Here is a 16,335-nt window from a genome sequence, read left to right as displayed (position 1 = left end):
GATCGCACCGATGGACGGCGGGCCGCCGGGAACCGCCCGCGGCGGAGCGAGCGGAAGCGCGGTCATGTTCCGGATACTAGAGCCGATTTCGGACGGGAGAAAAGGCCCTCGCCCGGATCTTCCGGGCGAGGTGAATGGTGGGTTAACCTCGCACAGTCTCTGCCTCCCCGCAGATTGGGTGCCGAATGGGGACGAGCCGCAGCGCCGAGTGGTACGCCGGGACCGGCCGCAACGCGTACATCCACCGGGCATGGATGAGGCGCGGACTGCCCTCCCACGCCTTCGACGGCCGTCCGCACATCGCGATCGCGAACACCGCGTCGGACCTGACCCCGTGCAACATGCACCTCGACGAGGTCGCCGAGCACGTCAAGCGCGGCGTCTGGGAGGCTGGCGGCGTTCCGCTGAACCTGCCGGTGGTGTCGCTGGGGGAGACGCAGGTGCGCCCCACGGCCATGCTGTGGCGCAACATGGCCGCGATGGCCACGGAGGAGCTGCTGCGGGCCAACCCGATCGACGGGGTCGTGCTGCTCGGCGGGTGCGACAAGACGATCCCCGCGCTGCTGATGGCCGCCGCGTCCGTGGACCTGCCCGCGGTCGTCGTGCCGGGCGGGCCGATGCTCACCGGGCACTTCCGCGGCGTCCCGCTCGGCTGCGGCACCGACGTGTGGAAGCTCAGCGAGGAGGTCCGCGCCGGGACGCTGACCGAGGCGGAGTTCCTGCGCTCGGAGTCGTCGATGATCCGCAGCAGGGGCCACTGCAACACCATGGGCACCGCGTCCACCATGGGACTGCTCGCCGAGGTCCTCGGCATGACCCTGCCGGGCGTCGCGGGCACCCCGGCGGCCGACAGCCGGCTGCTGGAGGCCGCGCACGCCACCGGGTCGCTCGCCGTCGAGATGGTCGCCGCGGACCGCCGCCCCAGCAGGGTGCTCAGCCGCGGCTCCTTCCTCAACGCCATCGTCGCGCTCGCCGCGCTCGGCGGGTCCACGAACGCCGTCGTCCACCTGCTCGCCATCGCCGGGCGGCTGGGGGTGGAGCTCACGCAGGACGACTTCGACCGTACGGGGTCGGGCGTGCCGCTGCTCGTCGACCTGCTGCCCGCCGGGCGGTTCCTCATGGACGACCTCTACCGGGCGGGCGGCCTGCACGCCGTGCTGCGCGAGGTGCGCGACCTGCTGGACCCGCGGGCGATCACCGTGACGGGCCGTCCGCTGGTGGACTACCTCGACGAGGCCCGCATCCACGACCCCGAGGTCATCCGCCCCCGCGAGACGCCCCTGCTGGAGGAGGCCGGGATCGCGGTGCTCCGCGGCAACCTCGCCCCCGACGGCGCGGTGATCAAACCGGCCGCCGCCTCCCCGGAGCTGCTGCGTCACCGCGGCCCCGCCGTCGTGTTCGACTGCGTCGAGGACCTGCACGCCCGGCTCGACGATCCGGACCTGGAGGTCACCCCCGACTCGGTGCTCATCCTGCGCGGCTGCGGCCCCAAGGGCTACCCCGGCATGCCGGAGGTCGCCAACATGCCGCTGCCCGCGAAGCTGCTCGCCCAGGGCGTACGGGACATGGTCCGCATCTGCGACGGGCGGATGAGCGGCACCGCCTACGGCACGGTCGTGCTGCACGTCGCGCCGGAAGCGGCAGCCGGCGGGCCGCTCGGCCTCGTCCGCACCGGCGACATCGTGATCCTCGACGTCGAAAACCGCAGGCTCGACGTCGAGGTTCCCGCCGAGGAACTGGCCGCCCGCGAACCGTCACCGGCCATGGTGCGGGCCTTCGCCGCCCCGCGCCGCGGCTGGGAGCGCCTGTACGTCGAGACGGTCGGCCAGGCGGACACCGGCGCCGACCTGGGCTTCCTCACCGGCTCCAGCGGCCACCGGGTGTCCCGCGACTCCCACTAGCCGGTCCGGCCGCCCTCCCGCAGGCCGTGCGCATCCTCCGTGACCCGGCTCACGAAGGCTTGCCCGCGGTGACGGCTTTCAGCTCGTCGAACGACTCGCGGACGAGCCGGGTCATGTCCGGCTCGCCGGGCTCCCCGATCCAGCGTTCGAACGCGATCTTGAAGACGGCGATCCCCGCCTCTGCGGCCAGGCTCGCGGCCGGGTCCGAGACGCCGCGCCGCCGCAGCGCGTCGGCGATCGCCGCGGACAACGACGCGAGCTTGATCAGCTCGCGTTCCCGGAGTTCCGCGTTCGCGACGATGACGGCCTGCCGCTGCAGGGCGCTCTCCCGGCGCTCCTGGAACACGACGCCGACGCCCTCGAGGGCTTCGGCTACCGCGTCGATCGGCGTGGCGGAGTCCGGCGCGCCGGCGACGGCGCTCACGAGGTGCTCCCGCAGTGCGCCCGAGCCCCAGAACAGCACCTCGCGCTTGTCGGCGAAGTGCCGGAAGAACGTGCGCTCCGTCAGCCCCGCCCGCTTGGCGATCTCCGCCACCGTGGTCTGCTCGTACCCGCGCTCGATGTAGAGCTCGAGCGCCGCCTGCTCGAGACGGCCGCGCGCGTTCGGCTCCCATCGACCCATGCCCCGGATCCTACCCTGATGACAGTCGCTGACATCAGTGCTACGTTGATGACAGTAACTGACATCGCCTCCCCTCTGGTGTTCCCCGGAGCGGAGGGCAATCGACCACTTGGAGTACGTCATGCGCGTGTTCGTCACCGGCGCGTCCGGCTGGATCGGCTCCGCCGTCGTTCCCGAGCTCATCGGCGCGGGCCACGAGGTCGTCGGCCTGGCGCGTTCCGACGCGTCGGCCGCCGCCCTCACCAGGGCCGGGGCGCAGGTGTGCCGGGGCACCATCGACGATCTCGACACTCTGCGGAGCGCGGCCGCGGCGTCGGACGGCGTGATCCACCTCGCGTTCAAGCACGACATCGCCTTCACCGGCGACTTCCAGGGCGCCGCCGAGGCGGATCGCCGCGCCGTCGAGACGTTCGGCGAGGCGCTCGCGGGCTCCGATCGGCCGTTCGTCCTCGCCTCCGGGCTCCTCGGGCTCACCTCGGGGCGGGTGGCGACCGAACGGGACGGGCGCGGTCCCGGCTCCGACGCGGCGCACGACGACGGACCGCGGGCCCGGCAGGCCACCGCGCTGAGGACGCTCGCACTCGCCTCCCACGGCGTCCGCTCGTCGGTGCTGCGCCTGCCCCCGACGGTGTACGGCGAGGGAGACCACGGCTTCATGGCGGGCCTGGTCGGGATCGCCCGTGACAGGGGTGTCTCCGGCTACGTCGGCGACGGGTCCAACCGCTGGCCGGGCGTGCACCGGCTCGACGCCGCGCACCTGTTCCGCCTCGGGCTGGAGAAGGCCCCGGCGGGATCGGTGCTGCACGCGGTCACCGACGAGGGCGTGCCGATCCGCGCCGTCGCCGAGGTGATCGGCCGCCACCTCGACCTGCCGGTGGTCTCGATCCCCCGCGAGGAGGCGAGCGAGCACTTCTCCTGGCTGGGCGGCATGATCGGGATCGACGCCCCGGCGTCGAGCGCGCTGACCCGCGAACTGCTGGGCTGGCAGCCGGCCCAGCCGGGGCTGATCGACGACCTCGGCAAGGGCCACTACTTCCGCGCAGGATGACCGGCGACCCGGCGGCCGGCCGACGAGCTGGAGCGGGATTGTCAGGGCCGGGGGAGGGCGATCGAGGTCGCGATGTGCCCGTCGCTCGCCAGCCACCGGCCCGACAGGGCGCGCGTGCCCATGGCCGGGTCGCTGACCAGGAGCCGTGCGCGGAACGTGCCCGAGGGCTCGATGACCACGGCCGCCTCGGAGAAGTCGAGCCAGCGGCCGGTCAGCGGGAACCACACCTTGTAGATCGACTCCTTGGCACTGAACAGGATCCTGTCCCAGCAGACCTCGCCGTCCGCGTCGCCCAGCGCCCGGAGGCCGGCGATCTCCTCGGGGGAGGCGATCATGGAGAGGACCTCCTCCGGGAGGGGTTCGTGCGGTTCCGCGTCGATGCCGATCGCGCGTGCGTCGTCCGTGGAGGCGACGGCCGCCGCGCGATATCCCGAGCAGTGCGTGATGCTGCCGACCGTGCCGCCGGGCCAGACGGGCGCGCCTCGCTCGCCGCGCGGGATCGGCGCCGGCGCCACGCCGATCCGGGCCAGCGCGAGCCGGGCGCAGTGGCGTCCGGTGACGAACTCACGCCGCCGCCGATCGATGGCCCGCGCGATGAGCGGTCTCTCCTCCGGGAACAGCGTCTCCTCCGGCACGTCGCCGAACTTCTCGGCCGACGCCACCCACGGGGGCAGGATCTCGCCGATCACGCGGCCGTCCCGGGCGGCGTGAACATCCCTTGCACCGCCGCGGCCATGTGCGGAGAGTCGATGGCCTTCGTCCGGAGCGAGGGCGACTCGGCCTGGCTGCTGAGCCGGTGCACCGTCCCCATGATGCCCTCCGAAGCGCTATCGCGGAAAAAGCGGTGGGAGTCGCCTTCGCCGCGGTGGTGTGTTCTCCCAGGAGGACACCGAGGTTATCGCAGACAATTGCGTACTTTCTGCGATAACTAGTGCCGTGACTGGAAACGACCGCGATGACCGGGTTCGCGGTAGTCCGGCCTTGCTCGGATTGGCGGTACTACGCGCACGCCTGCCGGGCTCTAACGGTAAACCTGTAGACGAGTTGCCTGCTGACCTCGCCGAGACAGCGCGAACGTAAGTGCGGCGGTATGCGCGGGTGCCACCGGTTACGGTGGCCGGCATGGATGAGGCCGGGTTCTGGGACGTCATCGAGGAGGCGTACGCCGCGCTGGAATGCGGTTACTACAAGGACGAGTTTCCTCGCGACGCCGTGGCGCAGGCATGGCGGGACGATCTGGACAGACTGCCTTCGGGGGAGATCGTCGACTTCGCGGTCCATTTCGAGCGGACGCTGGAGCGTGCCTGGCGGCCCGAGGTGTGGGCGGCGGCCTGCCTGCTCGCCGGTGGCACCGCCGACGCCTCTGCTCGACCGGTACCCGCGCCTCGCCGCACGCTTTCCCGACGGCGCGGTCTGACCTGCGAGCTCACCCTGGTCACCCATCAGGACTACGGTTCCCGAATGCGTCACCACGCTCAGCACTGCTACAACGGCGCATTCAGCGGATTTCCATTCGCGTAACGCTGCTGACGCAATGAGGTGAGGCGGTGCCGGCGGGAGTCGTGTAGCAGAGCGATGGCCTGTTCGACGGCCCAGCGCTGTTTGCCCCGTCCGGAGCCGTGCTCGGTGCCTTCAGCGCTCCGGCCCCGAACCGGCGTCGGGGTGGCCGGCCTGACGTACGTACAGACCGCGTCCGGGTATATGTACACCGCATTCGTGTGGATTTATACTCGCCGATAATTGTCTCGGATAAGTGGCCAGGGCGACCGATTGTGCGGGACGGCCGCAGGGGCGGACCTGGGAGGTGGCGTGCTGGTCAGTGACGTCATGACGGCGTTCCCGGCCTACATACGGCTCGGCGCGACCATCCGGCGGGCGGCTGAGATGATCAGCGTGTCGGAGGTCGGCCAGTTGATGGTCCTGGATCACGACGGCCGGTTCGTCGGGTCACTGTCCGAGGAGGACCTGGTGCGCGCCATGCTGCCCGGCTTCGACGACGTGACCGCCGCCGGCGGCACGCTCGCCGACGCGTTCCGGATTTTCCTGGAGCGGGGCCGCGCACTCGCCGACCGTGTCATCGACCCCCTCGTCGTGCGCGACGTGGCGACGGTCCGATCGATCGACGAGCTCGCCCGGGCGGCGATCGTGATGATCGACCGCGGGATCCGAAGGCTTCCCGTGGTCGACGACGGGACCCTTGTGGGCACGCTGTCCCGGGCCGATCTGTGCCGGGCGGTGATCTACCATTCCTGAACTCCGGCTGACCCTCACCGATCGGCACACCCGAGAGACCAGCGAGCGGGTGTGCGCGCTGCCGGCGATTCTCGGCCGGGACGGCGGTGCGGCCGCGGTGGTGCTGGACGACGGCACGGTCTCCCGGCGCCACGCGCGGCTGGAGATCGTCGACGACCACCTGGTGCTCACCGATCTCGGCAGCTCCAACGGAACCTACGTGAACGACACGCGGGTGACGCGCCGGGTGCTCGTCCCCGGGGATCGCATGCGCATCGGCCGATACGAGCTGACGTGGACGTTCTTCGACCCGGAAGCGACGGGCCTCATCGATCCGAGCCAGATGACCATGCTGCGGCCGGTCGCGCCACCGCGCATCCCCGCACGGCGCGTGGTGGAGGCCGCCGAGGCGCACAATCGGCGGGTCGGGCACGAACTCGACGGGTTCCTGTCGCTGGCGCACGGATTTCTGCCGTACGAGCCGCCGCTGTCGGCCTTCGCGGAATCGCACCGAGCTTGGGACGAGATGACCGACCAGCTCCCCGAGCTGTTCCGCCGGCTGTCGCTGCGCCGGGCGTTCGACGCGATGCCGGTGCTCGACGCCCGGCCCGAGGCGTTGCCCGACCGATACCTGCTGCGCGCCTCGACTCTGCTCGGCGTTTTCGCCCACGCTTATCAGTACATGGCGATCGATCCGCCGACCGCTCTGCCCGAGTCGCTGCTGCGGCCGTGGACCACGGTCTCGCGCCGACTGGGCAAGAAGATCCCGGCCGTCTCCTACATCGATCTGTTCTTCTACAACTGGCGGCTGCGCGATCCCGCCGGGCCACGGGCGCTGGACAACATGGACCTGCTCGTGCCGACCTGGAACAACTCGGCGGAGCAGGTGTTCTACCTGGTCACCACCGAATTCGCGATGGGGCTCACGCCCGTGCTGGGCGCCATGCTGGATGCCCAGGAGGCCGTCGTCGCGGACGATCCGGCCGCCCTGGAGAGCGCGCTACTGGTGATCCTCGACCGGCTGCAGCACGTCACCCAGGCCATCTATCCGCAACTCGATCCCAACCCCCGCGCCCGGCATCCGCTCGATCAGGTGCTGTGGGCCAAGACCGTCGGCACCGCGGGCATCCCGATCTTCGACGGCGCACCCAGCCCGAGCGGCACCGCCCAACCGCAGATCCACGCGCTGGACGCTTTTCTCGAGCGCCGAGACTACGGCTCGCTGGTCGGGCGACAGAGCGTCTACCTCGCCGGTTTCTTCCCTCGGCACTGGCAGGAACTGGTGGCCGCGTTACGCGAGGTGTCGGTGCGCCAGTACATCGAGGACACCCGCAACAGCACCTTGCGCGGCGTCTACAACGCCATGCTCGACGCCTATCTGGGCGACCGCGGCTGGATGGGCCTGCACCGCATCAAGGCGTACGGCTTTCTGGAGGTGGCGTTCAAGGTCGGCCGGCAGGTGACGACCGGAGCCCGGTTCACCGGACTGTTCAAGGACCGCACCTGGGACAAGGTGGACGACCAGCTGGCCGTCGTCCGCGACGAGCGCCGCCCACCGGTGGGTCCGCCGGTGGTGTTCGGGACCGCCCGCCGGGGCCGTGTCGTCACCGGAGAGTCCGGCGCATGGACCTGTCATCTGGAGGTCGACGTCGCCGGGCAGGGCGTGCACCACTTGCCCGGCGACCGGGTCGGCGTACTGGCCGAGAACGACGACGAGCTGGTGCGCCGCACCGTCGCCGCCCTGCAGGCGACCGGAGACGAGCTGGTGCGGCTCACCCCGAAGTGGCGAGCGGCGGTGGCCTGCCGGGCGGGCTACGGCGAGGTCGACGTGCTGCCGCTGCGGACATTGCTGCGCTTCGCCAGGCTCCGGCCGATCGGACGGGAGGTGGCGAAACGGCTGGTGAAACTGACAGCCGTGGGCTCGTGGCAGCGAGTGGTGGACGCCCGCATGGAGGACCAGTGGGAGCTGTGGGACGTCCTGAACCTGTTGTACGCGGGCGGATATGACGTCACCCGGCTGTGGAAGGCCGATCCACAGGAGGACGACGCGTTCTGCGCGGTGATTCCGCCCGAGCCGTTCCGGCTGTATTCGATCGCCTCGGCGCCGCCGCCCGGCCAACCGGCCACCACGCTGCGGCTGGTGGTCGCCGGCCTCGGCTACACCTCCGCCCAGACGCCGTGGTCGTACCCGCGGGAACGACAGGGTACGGCATCGCATTTCCTGCGCCGGGTGAGCGCCGAGGGCCGGCACCGGCTGTCGCTGCAGATCGTCCCCACGCCCCGGTTCCGGCTGCCGGCCGATCCTGCCCGGCCCGTCGTCATGTTCGCGGCCGGTTCCGGGATCGCCCCGTTCCTGGGATTCGTCGCCGCGCGCATGGAGCCGGCGGAGAACATGGAGCCGGCGGAGAACATGGGGCCGGGCGAGAACATGGGGCCGGGCGAGAATCGGCTCTATCTGGGGATCCGGACGCCGGAGGAGTTCGTCGAGCACGCGGACTTGGACGCGGCGGCGGCCGCGGGCCGGCTGAAGCTCTCCGTCGCGTTCTCCCGCGCCGATGCCTCGATCGGATTCGACGGCCGGCGCCACGTCGTCCAAGCCGGACAGCGCCGCCGGGTGGACGACGTGATCCGCGCCGAGGCGGACGCACTCTGGGAGCTGCTGCGGCCCACCGACGACGGCGGCCGCGGCGCATTCGTCTACGTGTGCGGCAGCGCACGGTTCGCCGCCTCCGTACTCCAGGCGTTGACCGACATCGTGCCCGGCGACGGCCGCGAATTCCTCCGCCGGTTGGTGGCCGACGGACGTCTGGGCCAGGACGTCTTCACCACCTATCTGGGCCACGCGCAGCAGGGTCCCCGCTTCGAGGTGTCGGATCTGGCGCGGCGCAACACCCCCGACGCGGGCTACTGGATGGCGATCGGCGGCGCGGTGTACGACGTCAGCGAATTCCTGCACCTGCACATCGGCGGGCCGCACATCATCCGCAATCACGTCGGGCTCGACGCGACCGTGGCGTATCGGAAAGTGCTGCACCACGTGCACGCCGAGATCGACGCCCAACTCGCGATGTACCAGATCGGCCATCTGCGCAGGCTGCGGTTCGGCGCCCGGTGGGGCGTGGTGCTCACCGAGGACGGTCTGCGCGCGCTGCCGCTGGAAGAACTGTTCCGGACCTGGGTGCGGTTCGTGTACCTGCTGGTCGGCATGGAAAACGCGTTGACCGGCGACTACGGATTCACCACGTCGGTCACCACCCTGGGCGAAGATCCCCGGGAGTTGACGCCCTTCAAGGCGCAGTACGTCCTCGAGGCGCACCGGCGGTTCCTGGTCAGTTATCTGGACGGGCTGGTGCACGAGGACCTGCGCACCCTGTGGCAACTCACCGCAGGCTTCTGCGACCCGCACCTGGACATCCGGTCCTTCGACACGGATCTCGCCGTCATGTCCGCGCGGCCGGATGTGGGGCTGGTCCGGCATTCCGTATCCGCCGTCAAGGATCTGCTGCTCGCCGGGGACGACTTCCGGCGGGTCACTGCGCTGTGCCGCGTCTACGCCCACGCCGACGTCCAACTGCTGCGCGACCTGAAAACCGCCGTGCTGGAAGGAATCCGGGCGTTCGAGATCCACGAGGCCGACGTCGTCGAGCAGGCGGGAGCCACGCTGCTGAACGCGACACGGGAGGCGCTCGCCGCGGTCTCGGCCTACTACCAGCGCCTCGCCGAGCAGACCCGCGGTCAGGGCATCACCGCCGACGGTTCGGTCGAGGAGCCGATCCCGGCCGACCGGGGCATGCCCGGCCACGGTGGTCCGCTACCGCTTCCCGATTGACCCTCGATCACGGCAAGGGATCAGCGGTGCCGGTTGACCCCTGCCGGAGGGCTGCCGCGCGCTCCTCGCGGCGGTTCCTGTAGTGGCTCGCGCCGACGGAGATCACGAGGAAGGCGCAGATGACCGTGAGCGACAGCCATACGGGGATCTTGTACACGTCCGCCAGGAGCATCTTCGCGCCGACGAACACGAGGATCGCCGCCAGGCCGTACCGCAGATAGCCGAACCGGTGCATGGCCCCGGCCAGCAGGAAGTACATCGCCCGCAGCCCCAGGATCGCGAACGCGTTCGAGGTGAAGACGAGGAACGGCTCGGAGGTGACGGCGAAGATCGCCGGGATCGAGTCGACGGCGAAGACGATGTCGCTGGTCTCCACCGCGACCAGGACGGCCAGCAGCGGCGTCGCGGCCCACCCGCCGCCCGGCCGCCCGCCCCGCCGGTCCGCGTCCTGCCGTACGAGGAACCTCTGGCCATGGTAGGAGTCGGTGACGGGGATGAGCCGGCGCATCGCGCGCAGCACCGGGTTGCGGTCGGGGTGCACCTCGATCGCCGAATGCCTGGCCATCTTCACGCCGGTGTAGAGCAGGAACGCGCCGAAGACGTACAGGATCCAGTGGAAGCGGTCGAGCAGGACGGCGCCCGCGCCGATGAACGCCGCGCGGAAGACCAGCGCGCCGAGCACGCCGAAGAACAGCACGCGATGCTGCAGCTCGCGGGGGACCGCGAAGAACGAGAACAGCAGCGCGATCACGAAGACGTTGTCGACGGCCAGGGACTTCTCGATGAGGTAACCGGCCAGGTACTCCCCGCCCGCCCCCGGCCCCCAGGCCAGCCAGACCACGACCCCGAAGCCGAGGCCCAGCGCGATCCACACCCCCGACCAGGCCAGCGCCTCGCGGACGCCCACCACGTGGGCGCGGCGATGGGCGAACAGGTCCACGGCGAGCATGGCAAGGATGACCGCCAGAACCGCGGCCCAGACCCACAGGGGCACAGACATCGTCAACCTCCTCACCGCCGCATGGGCGGGCTCGGCAGGTCGACGGTCTCCCCGTGCCACCGCCAGCGGTGACCCTCGCGCCGGGACGCCCTACGACGGCGGCCGTGATGACGACGCTGAGGAAGCCGGGTACTCCCCCTCGAACTGTGTTCAAGTATTCACGAAATCAGCTTCGTGCGTCAACCGGCGCCCCGAACAGCTCGAGGAGCTCGCCGATGTGCCGGTGCCGCTCGATCGGGTGGCGGAACGGGGCCAGTGGGTTGATCGTGTAATGGTTGCGCCGCCCCACACGCTCACGGCGCAGGTAGCCGGCCGCCTCCAGGTCGGAGACGATCGCCTGGGCCGCCCGCTCGGTGATGCCGACCGACTCGGCGACGTCCCGCAGCCGCGCGTCGGGATCGCGGGACAGCGCGAGCAGGACGTGGGCGTGGTTGGTCAGGAACGCCCAGCCACCCGCCGGGGAGGAGGTGCTCATACCTCATTATGCGATGGGCGATTCGCGAAACCAGGGTCGACCACCCCTGCCGCACCGCCACGGCGGGACCCGCCCAGGCCGTGCGGGCAGAATGGGGCTTTCGGGATCTTCTGGGAGGCTTCAGGTGACCATCGACGTCGGACGGGTGCGGGCGGACACGCCGGGATGCGAGCACGTCGTCCACCTCAACAACGCCGGTTCGTCGCTGCCGCCGCGTCAGGTGACCGACGCCGTGGTGGACCACCTGCGCCTGGAGGAGCGCGTCGGCGGCTACGAGGCGGCCGCCGCCGCCCTCGACAGATCCGAGCGGACCTACGACGCGCTGGCCGAGCTCGTCGGCGCGGACCGCGACGAGATCGCCCTCGTCGAGAACGCCACCCGCGCCTGGGACATGGCCTTCTACTCCCTGCCGTGGAAGCCGGGCGACCGCATCCTGACGTCCCGCGCCGAGTACGCCAGCAACGTGATCGCCTTCCTGCAGACCGCCCGGCGGTACGACGTACGGGTCGAGGTGGTGCCCGACGACGAGACGGGCGCCTTGTCCGTCGAGGCGCTGCGGGACATGATCGACGAGCGGGTCAAACTGATCGCCGTCACCCACGTGCCGACCCAGGGCGGCCTGGTCAACCCGGCGGCCGAGATCGGCGCCGTGGCGCGGGAGGCCGGGGTGACGTTCCTGCTGGACGCCTGCCAGTCGGTCGGGCAGCTGCGGGTCGACGTCGGTGAGATCGGCTGCGACCTGTTGTCGGCGACCGGCCGCAAGTTCCTGCGCGGGCCGCGCGGCACCGGTTTTCTTTACTGCTCACGACGGATGCTCGACCGCCTGGAGCCGCCGTTCCTCGACCTCCACGCCGCCACGTGGACCTCCGCCGACTCCTACGAGGTGCGCGGCGACGCCCGGCGGTTCGAGAACTGGGAGGGCTACGTGGCCGGCAAGATCGGTCTCGGCGTGGCGGCCGACTACGCGCTGAGCCTCGGGCTCGACGCCATCGAGGAGCGCGTGACCGGCCTCGCCGAGGCGCTGCGCGGGCGGCTGGCCGCGCTCCCCGGCGTGGCCGTGCACGACCGGGGCGCGCGGCGGTGCGGCATCGTGACGTTCGCCGTGGACGGGCACGACAGCCGGGACGTGGCCGCCCGGCTGTCGGCCGCGAAGGTCAACGTCTCGGTGTCCGCCGCGTACTCCGCCCGGTGGGACTTCGAGGCCCGCGCGCTGCCCTCGCTCGTGCGGGCCTCGGTGCACTACTACAACACCGAGGACGAACTGGACCGGCTGTGCGAGGCGCTGCCCTCCGCATGACTACAGGCTCCAGTCGACGACCGGCCCCGAGGGCACGATGCGCAGCGGGTTGATCTTCGGGTGGGTGCCGTAGTAGTGCCGCTTGATGTGGTCGAAGTTCGTCGTGCCGCCGAAGGCCGGGTTCGCGTAGAGGTCCCGGGCGTAGCGCCAGAGGCTGGGGTAGTCGGCCAGGCGGCGGACGTTCGCCTTGAAGTGGGTCACGTACACCATGTCGAACCGGGCCAGCGTGACCCACAGGCGGACGTCGGCCTCGGTGAGCCGGTCGCCGAACAGGTAGCGGTTGCCGGCCAGGCGCTCCTCGAGCTCGTCGAGCGCCGCGAACAGCGTCGTCACGGCCGCGTCGTACGCCTCCTGGCTCTCGGCGAAGCCGCACTTGTACACGCCGTTGTTGACGTCGGCGTACACGCGCTCGTTGAGCGCGTCGATGTCGCCCCGCAGGTCCTCCGGGTAGAGGTCGATCTCCGGCCTGGCCCACCGCCCGAACGCCTGGCCGAGGTCGAGGCTGATGTCGGGGAAGTTGTTGCTGACGATCCTGCGGGTGCGCCGGTCCCACAGCACGGGCACCGACACGTGGCCGTCGTAGCCGGGCTCGGTCGCCTCGTACGCCTCCCGCAGCAGGGTGAATCCGTTGAGCTCGTCGGGGCCGTGGCCGGGGCCCTCGCGGAACGCCCACCCGCGCCCGTCGCGCACGGGATCGACGACGGACATCGACACGACGTCCTCCAGCCCGAGGAGCGCCCGGACGATGACCGAACGGTGGGCCCACGGGCAGGCCAATGACACGTACAGGTGGTACCGGCCGGACTCAGCGGGATATCCGCCGCTTCCGTCGGCCGTCACGCGGTCGCGGAAGCGGTACAGGGGCCGCTCGAACGACCCGTCCGGCCGGGTGGCCGCCTTGATCGTGTAGTCACCGTAGGCCGCGAAGTCCACCGGACTCGCGACGGGGGCCGTTGTCGTCACGCCGCCACCGTCCTCTCGTCTCCGACGAGAGTAACGGGAGCCGGTGACATGACCGCCGTGGCATCGGCGGCGCCGGCATTCCCGGGACGGCGGTGCCGCGCCTGCGCGCCGCGTGGCCGGCGCGGGGCGGGGCGCCGCCCGCCGTTGGCCGGGTCCGGTCAGTGGGCCGGTCCCATGTGCGCCGATCCCGTGGTGCGCAAGCCGCCGGGGCGCCCGCGCTCCATCATCCCGAACTGCATGGTCGCCAGGCCGAAGATCAGGATGAGCGCGCCGACGACCACGTTGCTGATGATCGTCGAGGTGGTCGCCATGCCCCCGCGGATCACCCAGGGGGCGATGATGGTCCAGATACCGAGCAGCGGGGCGACCCAGGAGATTCCATAGGTGCGCCCGAACGCCGAGCTGTACCCCATCGCCAGGAGCGCCACGGCGAGGCCGATGATCAGGTTGTTCACGGCAAGCGGAGTTCGCGTGCCGCTGAATCCGACGATCCACGGCGAGAGCGCTAGATACAGGCCGCTCAGGAGCGTGAGGCCATCGGCGAGCTGTGCCGCGGGATTCGCCGCGGCGGCCTCGTAGCGAGCGCGCATCTGCATGATGTCGGGATGCGTCCCGATGTCGGCACCGTGTGTCATACGTCACACCACCCTTCAGAGGTGTGTGCTTTAGTCCTTATTCCTAGCGTACGCCGGATTCGTCACTTTTTCCCGTTTTGGTGGGATTGTGTTTGCGAGGTGTGAGCGGGGACACACCGGGCGGCGTTTAGCCCCTTCACCAGCGGAAAGAGGGTGTTCGTCAGCTTCTGGAACCGAGAGGAGCGTCCGGATGAGCACCGAGGACAAGTTCCGCAACAAGTCGGAAGAGGTCGCCGGCAAGGCCAAGGAGGGGCTCGGCAGGGTCACCGACGACGAGAGCCTGGAGGCCGAGGGCCGGGCCGACCAGTCGAAGAGTCACATGAAGCAGGCCGGCGAGAAGGTCAAGGACGCCGCAGACAAGGTGAAGGACGCCTTCAAGGACTGACCCGCGCGGGAGGCGACAGGTCATCAGGGGCCCGGACGATCGGGTCGGTGACCGTCGCCGGGGGACGAGGGGCCGCCGAGCCGGGCACGACTTCCCGGCGCTCCCGTCCCCCGGTGAGGTTATGGAGAGAGTGGCCGGCTCCGTGGGGAGCCGGCTTCCTTGTTTACCGGGCTGTTCACCGGCTGTTCACTGGACGCTGTTCACTGGACGCGGGCTCGCGTGGGGACGGTCGTCTCCGGATCCGTGGCGCTGCGGAGAGAGCCGGTGGTTCCGGGCAGGCGGCGCCGGCCCGCGAAGATGAAGGACGCTCGCCGTGTCAGGCCGCGTGCGGCAGCGAGACGCGGAAGGTCGACGTCACGAGAGTCTGGATGAGACGCACGAGCAGCGCCTCCAGGACCATGATGGCCGCACGGGAGAGTATGGCGGCGAGGAACTCAGACACTTCACACCTCGGTAGGACAAATCGGCTTCTAGGGAAGAGTGACGCATAAACCTCCCAGAACGGCGTAGTTAAGGTTACCGTTCGGTGAACGGTCGATGACCGTTGCGGATACGCGTCCTGATCATGCGTCCCCTGCCGGGTCCCCGATCATGACTTGCCCCCGGCGCGGCCGAGCGTGCGCCGGTCCCGTGCCGAGTGTGCCCGGGTCTGGCGCCGAGCGTGCGCCGGCCCCGCACCGACCCATGCCGGTCGCCGCGCGCCGATCGTCCGCCGGTCGCCCCCTGCGCGCCGGCTTCCCTTGCTGAGCGCCGGTTGCCCGTTGCGCCCCGATCGCCTGCTGCACCGTCACGCGGTGCGCTTTCGTCACGACATGCGCGTTCGCCACGACGTACGCGTTCGTCACGACGTGCGCTTTCGTCACGACGTGCGCGTTCGTCACCCGATGTGCGCTGGTCACTTGGTGCGCTTCGTCACGCGGTGCGCGCTCGTCACACGGTGCGCTGCGGGCGCTGGACGCGCGCCGGTCGCCCTCCGTGCTCCGGTGATGTGATGCGCGCCGATCGCGCGGTGCCGCCGGTTCGCGGACCCGCGCGAGGCGCCCCGCGTTACTTGGCGCCGGCCCTGGTGCGCCGGGTGGTGGTGCCGGTGGCGGGGGTCTTCGCCTCGCCCTTGGCCGTGGTGGTTCTCCTCCCCGCCGTCCGCCCTGCCGCCGGCGCCGCCGGCTCCTGCTTGGCTCCGGCGCCGGCGGCGGCCGTCCCCGGTGTGGGCGCGGTCGTCCCCCGTGCCTCCCTCTGCGGGCCGCCGAGCGGGGACCAGCGCTGCTCCCGGGACCTGGCGCGCTGCGCGATCAACGTGCCCGCGCCGATCGCCGCCGCCACCGGCCATTCGAGGATGCCGAGCACGGCCAGCGCGCCGAGACCGCCGTAGTACATGATGCGCTCGGGCGGCGGAAGGAACGTCCGGGCGACGTCCATGGCGTGCCCGACGTCACGGCCGCTGATGTGCGGCATGTCCACGTGCGGCAGGTGCATTTCGGGCGCCCGCAGCTGGAGCCGCAGGAACGGCAGGTTCAGGTCCAGCTGAGGCCGGTGCTCCTCCTTCATCTCCATGCCCGGGCCGGTGGACGGGGTGGGCGTGGGTGTGGGTGGCCTGGTCGTCCGGGCACGGGTCGTCCGGCCCCGGGCGGTCGTCGTGCCGGTCGTGGCCGTGCCGGCAGTCGTGCCTGCCGTGGTCGTGCCCGGCGTCGCCTCGGTCGTGGTCATGGATCCTCCCCCGATGACGTATCCCCCCGATCGCGGATCTCTGCTCGACCCACGGAAGCTTCGGGAAAATGACCTTTCTATCCTCTATCGAGCCTCCTGTGGTTGCTGGTGCCGATAGCGACTATTTGCCCACTTTTGCCGGTGGTTTCGTCTCCGTACGCCCCCTGCGCGAGGATGGTGGGCCTGACACGCATAGGGATCTTGCTGTTCGACCGGGTAGAGGAACTCGACGCGGTGGGTCCGG

The 16,335-nt window shown here is 70.7% G+C and carries 16 protein-coding genes; 7 read left to right on the top strand and 9 right to left on the bottom strand.

What is annotated here, in order from left to right:
• Positions 1 to 185: 185 nt before the first annotated feature.
• Entirely contained in the window at positions 186 to 1,901 is a 1,716-nt protein-coding gene (locus ACQEVJ_RS23995; protein ID WP_433104563.1) for an IlvD/Edd family dehydratase, read from the top strand.
• 49 nt (positions 1,902 to 1,950) lie between these two features.
• Here the strand turns inward: ACQEVJ_RS23995 and ACQEVJ_RS23990 are convergent, their stop codons facing one another.
• Positions 1,951 to 2,523 (bottom strand): TetR/AcrR family transcriptional regulator, encoded by a 573-nt coding sequence (locus tag ACQEVJ_RS23990; protein ID WP_433104561.1) that lies wholly within the window; start codon positions 2,521 to 2,523, stop codon positions 1,951 to 1,953.
• A 121-nt stretch (positions 2,524 to 2,644) separates the two neighbouring features.
• Here ACQEVJ_RS23990 and ACQEVJ_RS23985 point away from each other — a divergent pair, with 121 nt between their 5' ends.
• Positions 2,645 to 3,571 (top strand): SDR family oxidoreductase, encoded by a 927-nt coding sequence (locus ACQEVJ_RS23985; protein WP_433104559.1) that lies wholly within the window; start codon positions 2,645 to 2,647, stop codon positions 3,569 to 3,571.
• 41 nt (positions 3,572 to 3,612) lie between these two features.
• On the opposite strand, the gene ACQEVJ_RS23980 is transcribed toward ACQEVJ_RS23985, so the two are convergent.
• Entirely contained in the window at positions 3,613 to 4,260 is a 648-nt protein-coding gene (locus tag ACQEVJ_RS23980) for a 4'-phosphopantetheinyl transferase family protein (RefSeq protein ID WP_433104557.1), read from the bottom strand.
• Positions 4,257 to 4,382: a hypothetical protein gene (locus ACQEVJ_RS23975; RefSeq protein WP_433104555.1), complete on the bottom strand. Its 126-nt coding sequence runs from the start codon at positions 4,380 to 4,382 to the stop codon at positions 4,257 to 4,259. Before ACQEVJ_RS23975 ends, ACQEVJ_RS23980 begins: the two co-directional genes overlap by 4 nt.
• A gap of 311 nt (positions 4,383 to 4,693) precedes the next feature.
• Here ACQEVJ_RS23975 and ACQEVJ_RS23970 point away from each other — a divergent pair, with 311 nt between their 5' ends.
• From ACQEVJ_RS23970 to ACQEVJ_RS23960, 3 genes are all read left to right on the top strand, one after another.
• Positions 4,694 to 5,092 carry a DUF4240 domain-containing protein gene (locus tag ACQEVJ_RS23970; RefSeq protein WP_433104553.1) on the top strand — a complete coding sequence of 133 codons (399 nt, stop codon included), beginning with the start codon at positions 4,694 to 4,696 and terminating at the stop codon, positions 5,090 to 5,092.
• 288 nt (positions 5,093 to 5,380) lie between these two features.
• Positions 5,381 to 5,824, top strand: coding sequence for a CBS domain-containing protein (locus ACQEVJ_RS23965; protein ID WP_433104551.1), 444 nt, complete (start codon positions 5,381 to 5,383; stop codon positions 5,822 to 5,824).
• A 49-nt stretch (positions 5,825 to 5,873) separates the two neighbouring features.
• On the top strand, positions 5,874 to 9,632 hold the full coding sequence (locus tag ACQEVJ_RS23960; RefSeq protein ID WP_433104549.1) for an FHA domain-containing protein: 3,759 nt from the start codon (positions 5,874 to 5,876) through the stop codon (positions 9,630 to 9,632).
• A gap of 7 nt (positions 9,633 to 9,639) precedes the next feature.
• On the opposite strand, the gene ACQEVJ_RS23955 is transcribed toward ACQEVJ_RS23960, so the two are convergent.
• Positions 9,640 to 10,632, bottom strand: coding sequence for a TerC family protein (locus ACQEVJ_RS23955; protein WP_433104547.1), 993 nt, complete (start codon positions 10,630 to 10,632; stop codon positions 9,640 to 9,642).
• A gap of 166 nt (positions 10,633 to 10,798) precedes the next feature.
• Positions 10,799 to 11,107, bottom strand: coding sequence for a helix-turn-helix transcriptional regulator (locus ACQEVJ_RS23950; RefSeq protein ID WP_433104545.1), 309 nt, complete (start codon positions 11,105 to 11,107; stop codon positions 10,799 to 10,801).
• Between the two features lie 124 nt (positions 11,108 to 11,231).
• On the opposite strand from ACQEVJ_RS23950, the gene ACQEVJ_RS23945 reads away from it, so the two are divergent.
• Positions 11,232 to 12,404 carry an aminotransferase class V-fold PLP-dependent enzyme gene (locus ACQEVJ_RS23945; protein WP_433104543.1) on the top strand — a complete coding sequence of 391 codons (1,173 nt, stop codon included), beginning with the start codon at positions 11,232 to 11,234 and terminating at the stop codon, positions 12,402 to 12,404.
• Here ACQEVJ_RS23945 and ACQEVJ_RS23940 read toward each other — a convergent pair whose 3' ends face one another.
• Entirely contained in the window at positions 12,405 to 13,367 is a 963-nt protein-coding gene (locus tag ACQEVJ_RS23940; RefSeq protein WP_433104541.1) for a glutathione S-transferase family protein, read from the bottom strand. It abuts the gene before it with no gap.
• Positions 13,368 to 13,525: 158 nt separating this feature from the next.
• Positions 13,526 to 14,002, bottom strand: a complete 477-nt coding sequence (locus tag ACQEVJ_RS23935; RefSeq protein ID WP_433104539.1) for an SPW repeat protein — start codon at positions 14,000 to 14,002, stop codon at positions 13,526 to 13,528.
• Between the two features lie 190 nt (positions 14,003 to 14,192).
• Here ACQEVJ_RS23935 and ACQEVJ_RS23930 point away from each other — a divergent pair, with 190 nt between their 5' ends.
• A complete protein-coding gene (locus tag ACQEVJ_RS23930) occupies positions 14,193 to 14,387 on the top strand; it encodes a CsbD family protein (RefSeq protein WP_433104537.1) in 195 nt (64 codons plus the stop codon).
• Positions 14,388 to 14,703: 316 nt separating this feature from the next.
• On the opposite strand, the gene ACQEVJ_RS23925 is transcribed toward ACQEVJ_RS23930, so the two are convergent.
• Both ACQEVJ_RS23925 and ACQEVJ_RS23920 read right to left on the bottom strand, forming a co-directional pair.
• Positions 14,704 to 14,829 (bottom strand): hypothetical protein, encoded by a 126-nt coding sequence (locus ACQEVJ_RS23925; protein WP_433104535.1) that lies wholly within the window; start codon positions 14,827 to 14,829, stop codon positions 14,704 to 14,706.
• Positions 14,830 to 15,434: 605 nt separating this feature from the next.
• Complete coding sequence (locus ACQEVJ_RS23920) at positions 15,435 to 16,091, bottom strand: hypothetical protein (protein ID WP_433104533.1); 657 nt, start codon at positions 16,089 to 16,091, stop codon at positions 15,435 to 15,437.
• Between the last annotated feature and the right edge of the window lie 244 nt (positions 16,092 to 16,335).

The organism is Microbispora sp. CA-102843 (genome assembly GCF_050936215.1).
GTDB lineage: Bacteria > Actinomycetota > Actinomycetes > Streptosporangiales > Streptosporangiaceae > Microbispora.
This window is presented reverse-complemented; position numbering and strand designations above follow the sequence as displayed.

Excerpts from the sequence above, each read along its gene's own strand:
- ACQEVJ_RS23995 (WP_433104563.1), top strand. The coding sequence starts at position 186 with ATGGGGACGAGCCGCAGCGCCGAGTGGTACGCCGGGACCGGCCGCAAC.
- ACQEVJ_RS23950 (WP_433104545.1), bottom strand. The coding sequence starts at position 11,107 with ATGAGCACCTCCTCCCCGGCGGGTGGCTGGGCGTTCCTGACCAACCAC.
- ACQEVJ_RS23920 (WP_433104533.1), bottom strand. The coding sequence starts at position 16,091 with ATGACCACGACCGAGGCGACGCCGGGCACGACCACGGCAGGCACGACT.
- ACQEVJ_RS23985 (WP_433104559.1), top strand. The coding sequence starts at position 2,645 with ATGCGCGTGTTCGTCACCGGCGCGTCCGGCTGGATCGGCTCCGCCGTC.
- ACQEVJ_RS23955 (WP_433104547.1), bottom strand. The coding sequence starts at position 10,632 with ATGTCTGTGCCCCTGTGGGTCTGGGCCGCGGTTCTGGCGGTCATCCTT.
- ACQEVJ_RS23970 (WP_433104553.1), top strand. The coding sequence starts at position 4,694 with ATGGATGAGGCCGGGTTCTGGGACGTCATCGAGGAGGCGTACGCCGCG.
- ACQEVJ_RS23990 (WP_433104561.1), bottom strand. The coding sequence starts at position 2,523 with ATGGGTCGATGGGAGCCGAACGCGCGCGGCCGTCTCGAGCAGGCGGCG.
- ACQEVJ_RS23975 (WP_433104555.1), bottom strand. The coding sequence starts at position 4,382 with ATGGGGACGGTGCACCGGCTCAGCAGCCAGGCCGAGTCGCCCTCGCTC.
- ACQEVJ_RS23930 (WP_433104537.1), top strand. The coding sequence starts at position 14,193 with ATGAGCACCGAGGACAAGTTCCGCAACAAGTCGGAAGAGGTCGCCGGC.
- ACQEVJ_RS23935 (WP_433104539.1), bottom strand. The coding sequence starts at position 14,002 with ATGACACACGGTGCCGACATCGGGACGCATCCCGACATCATGCAGATG.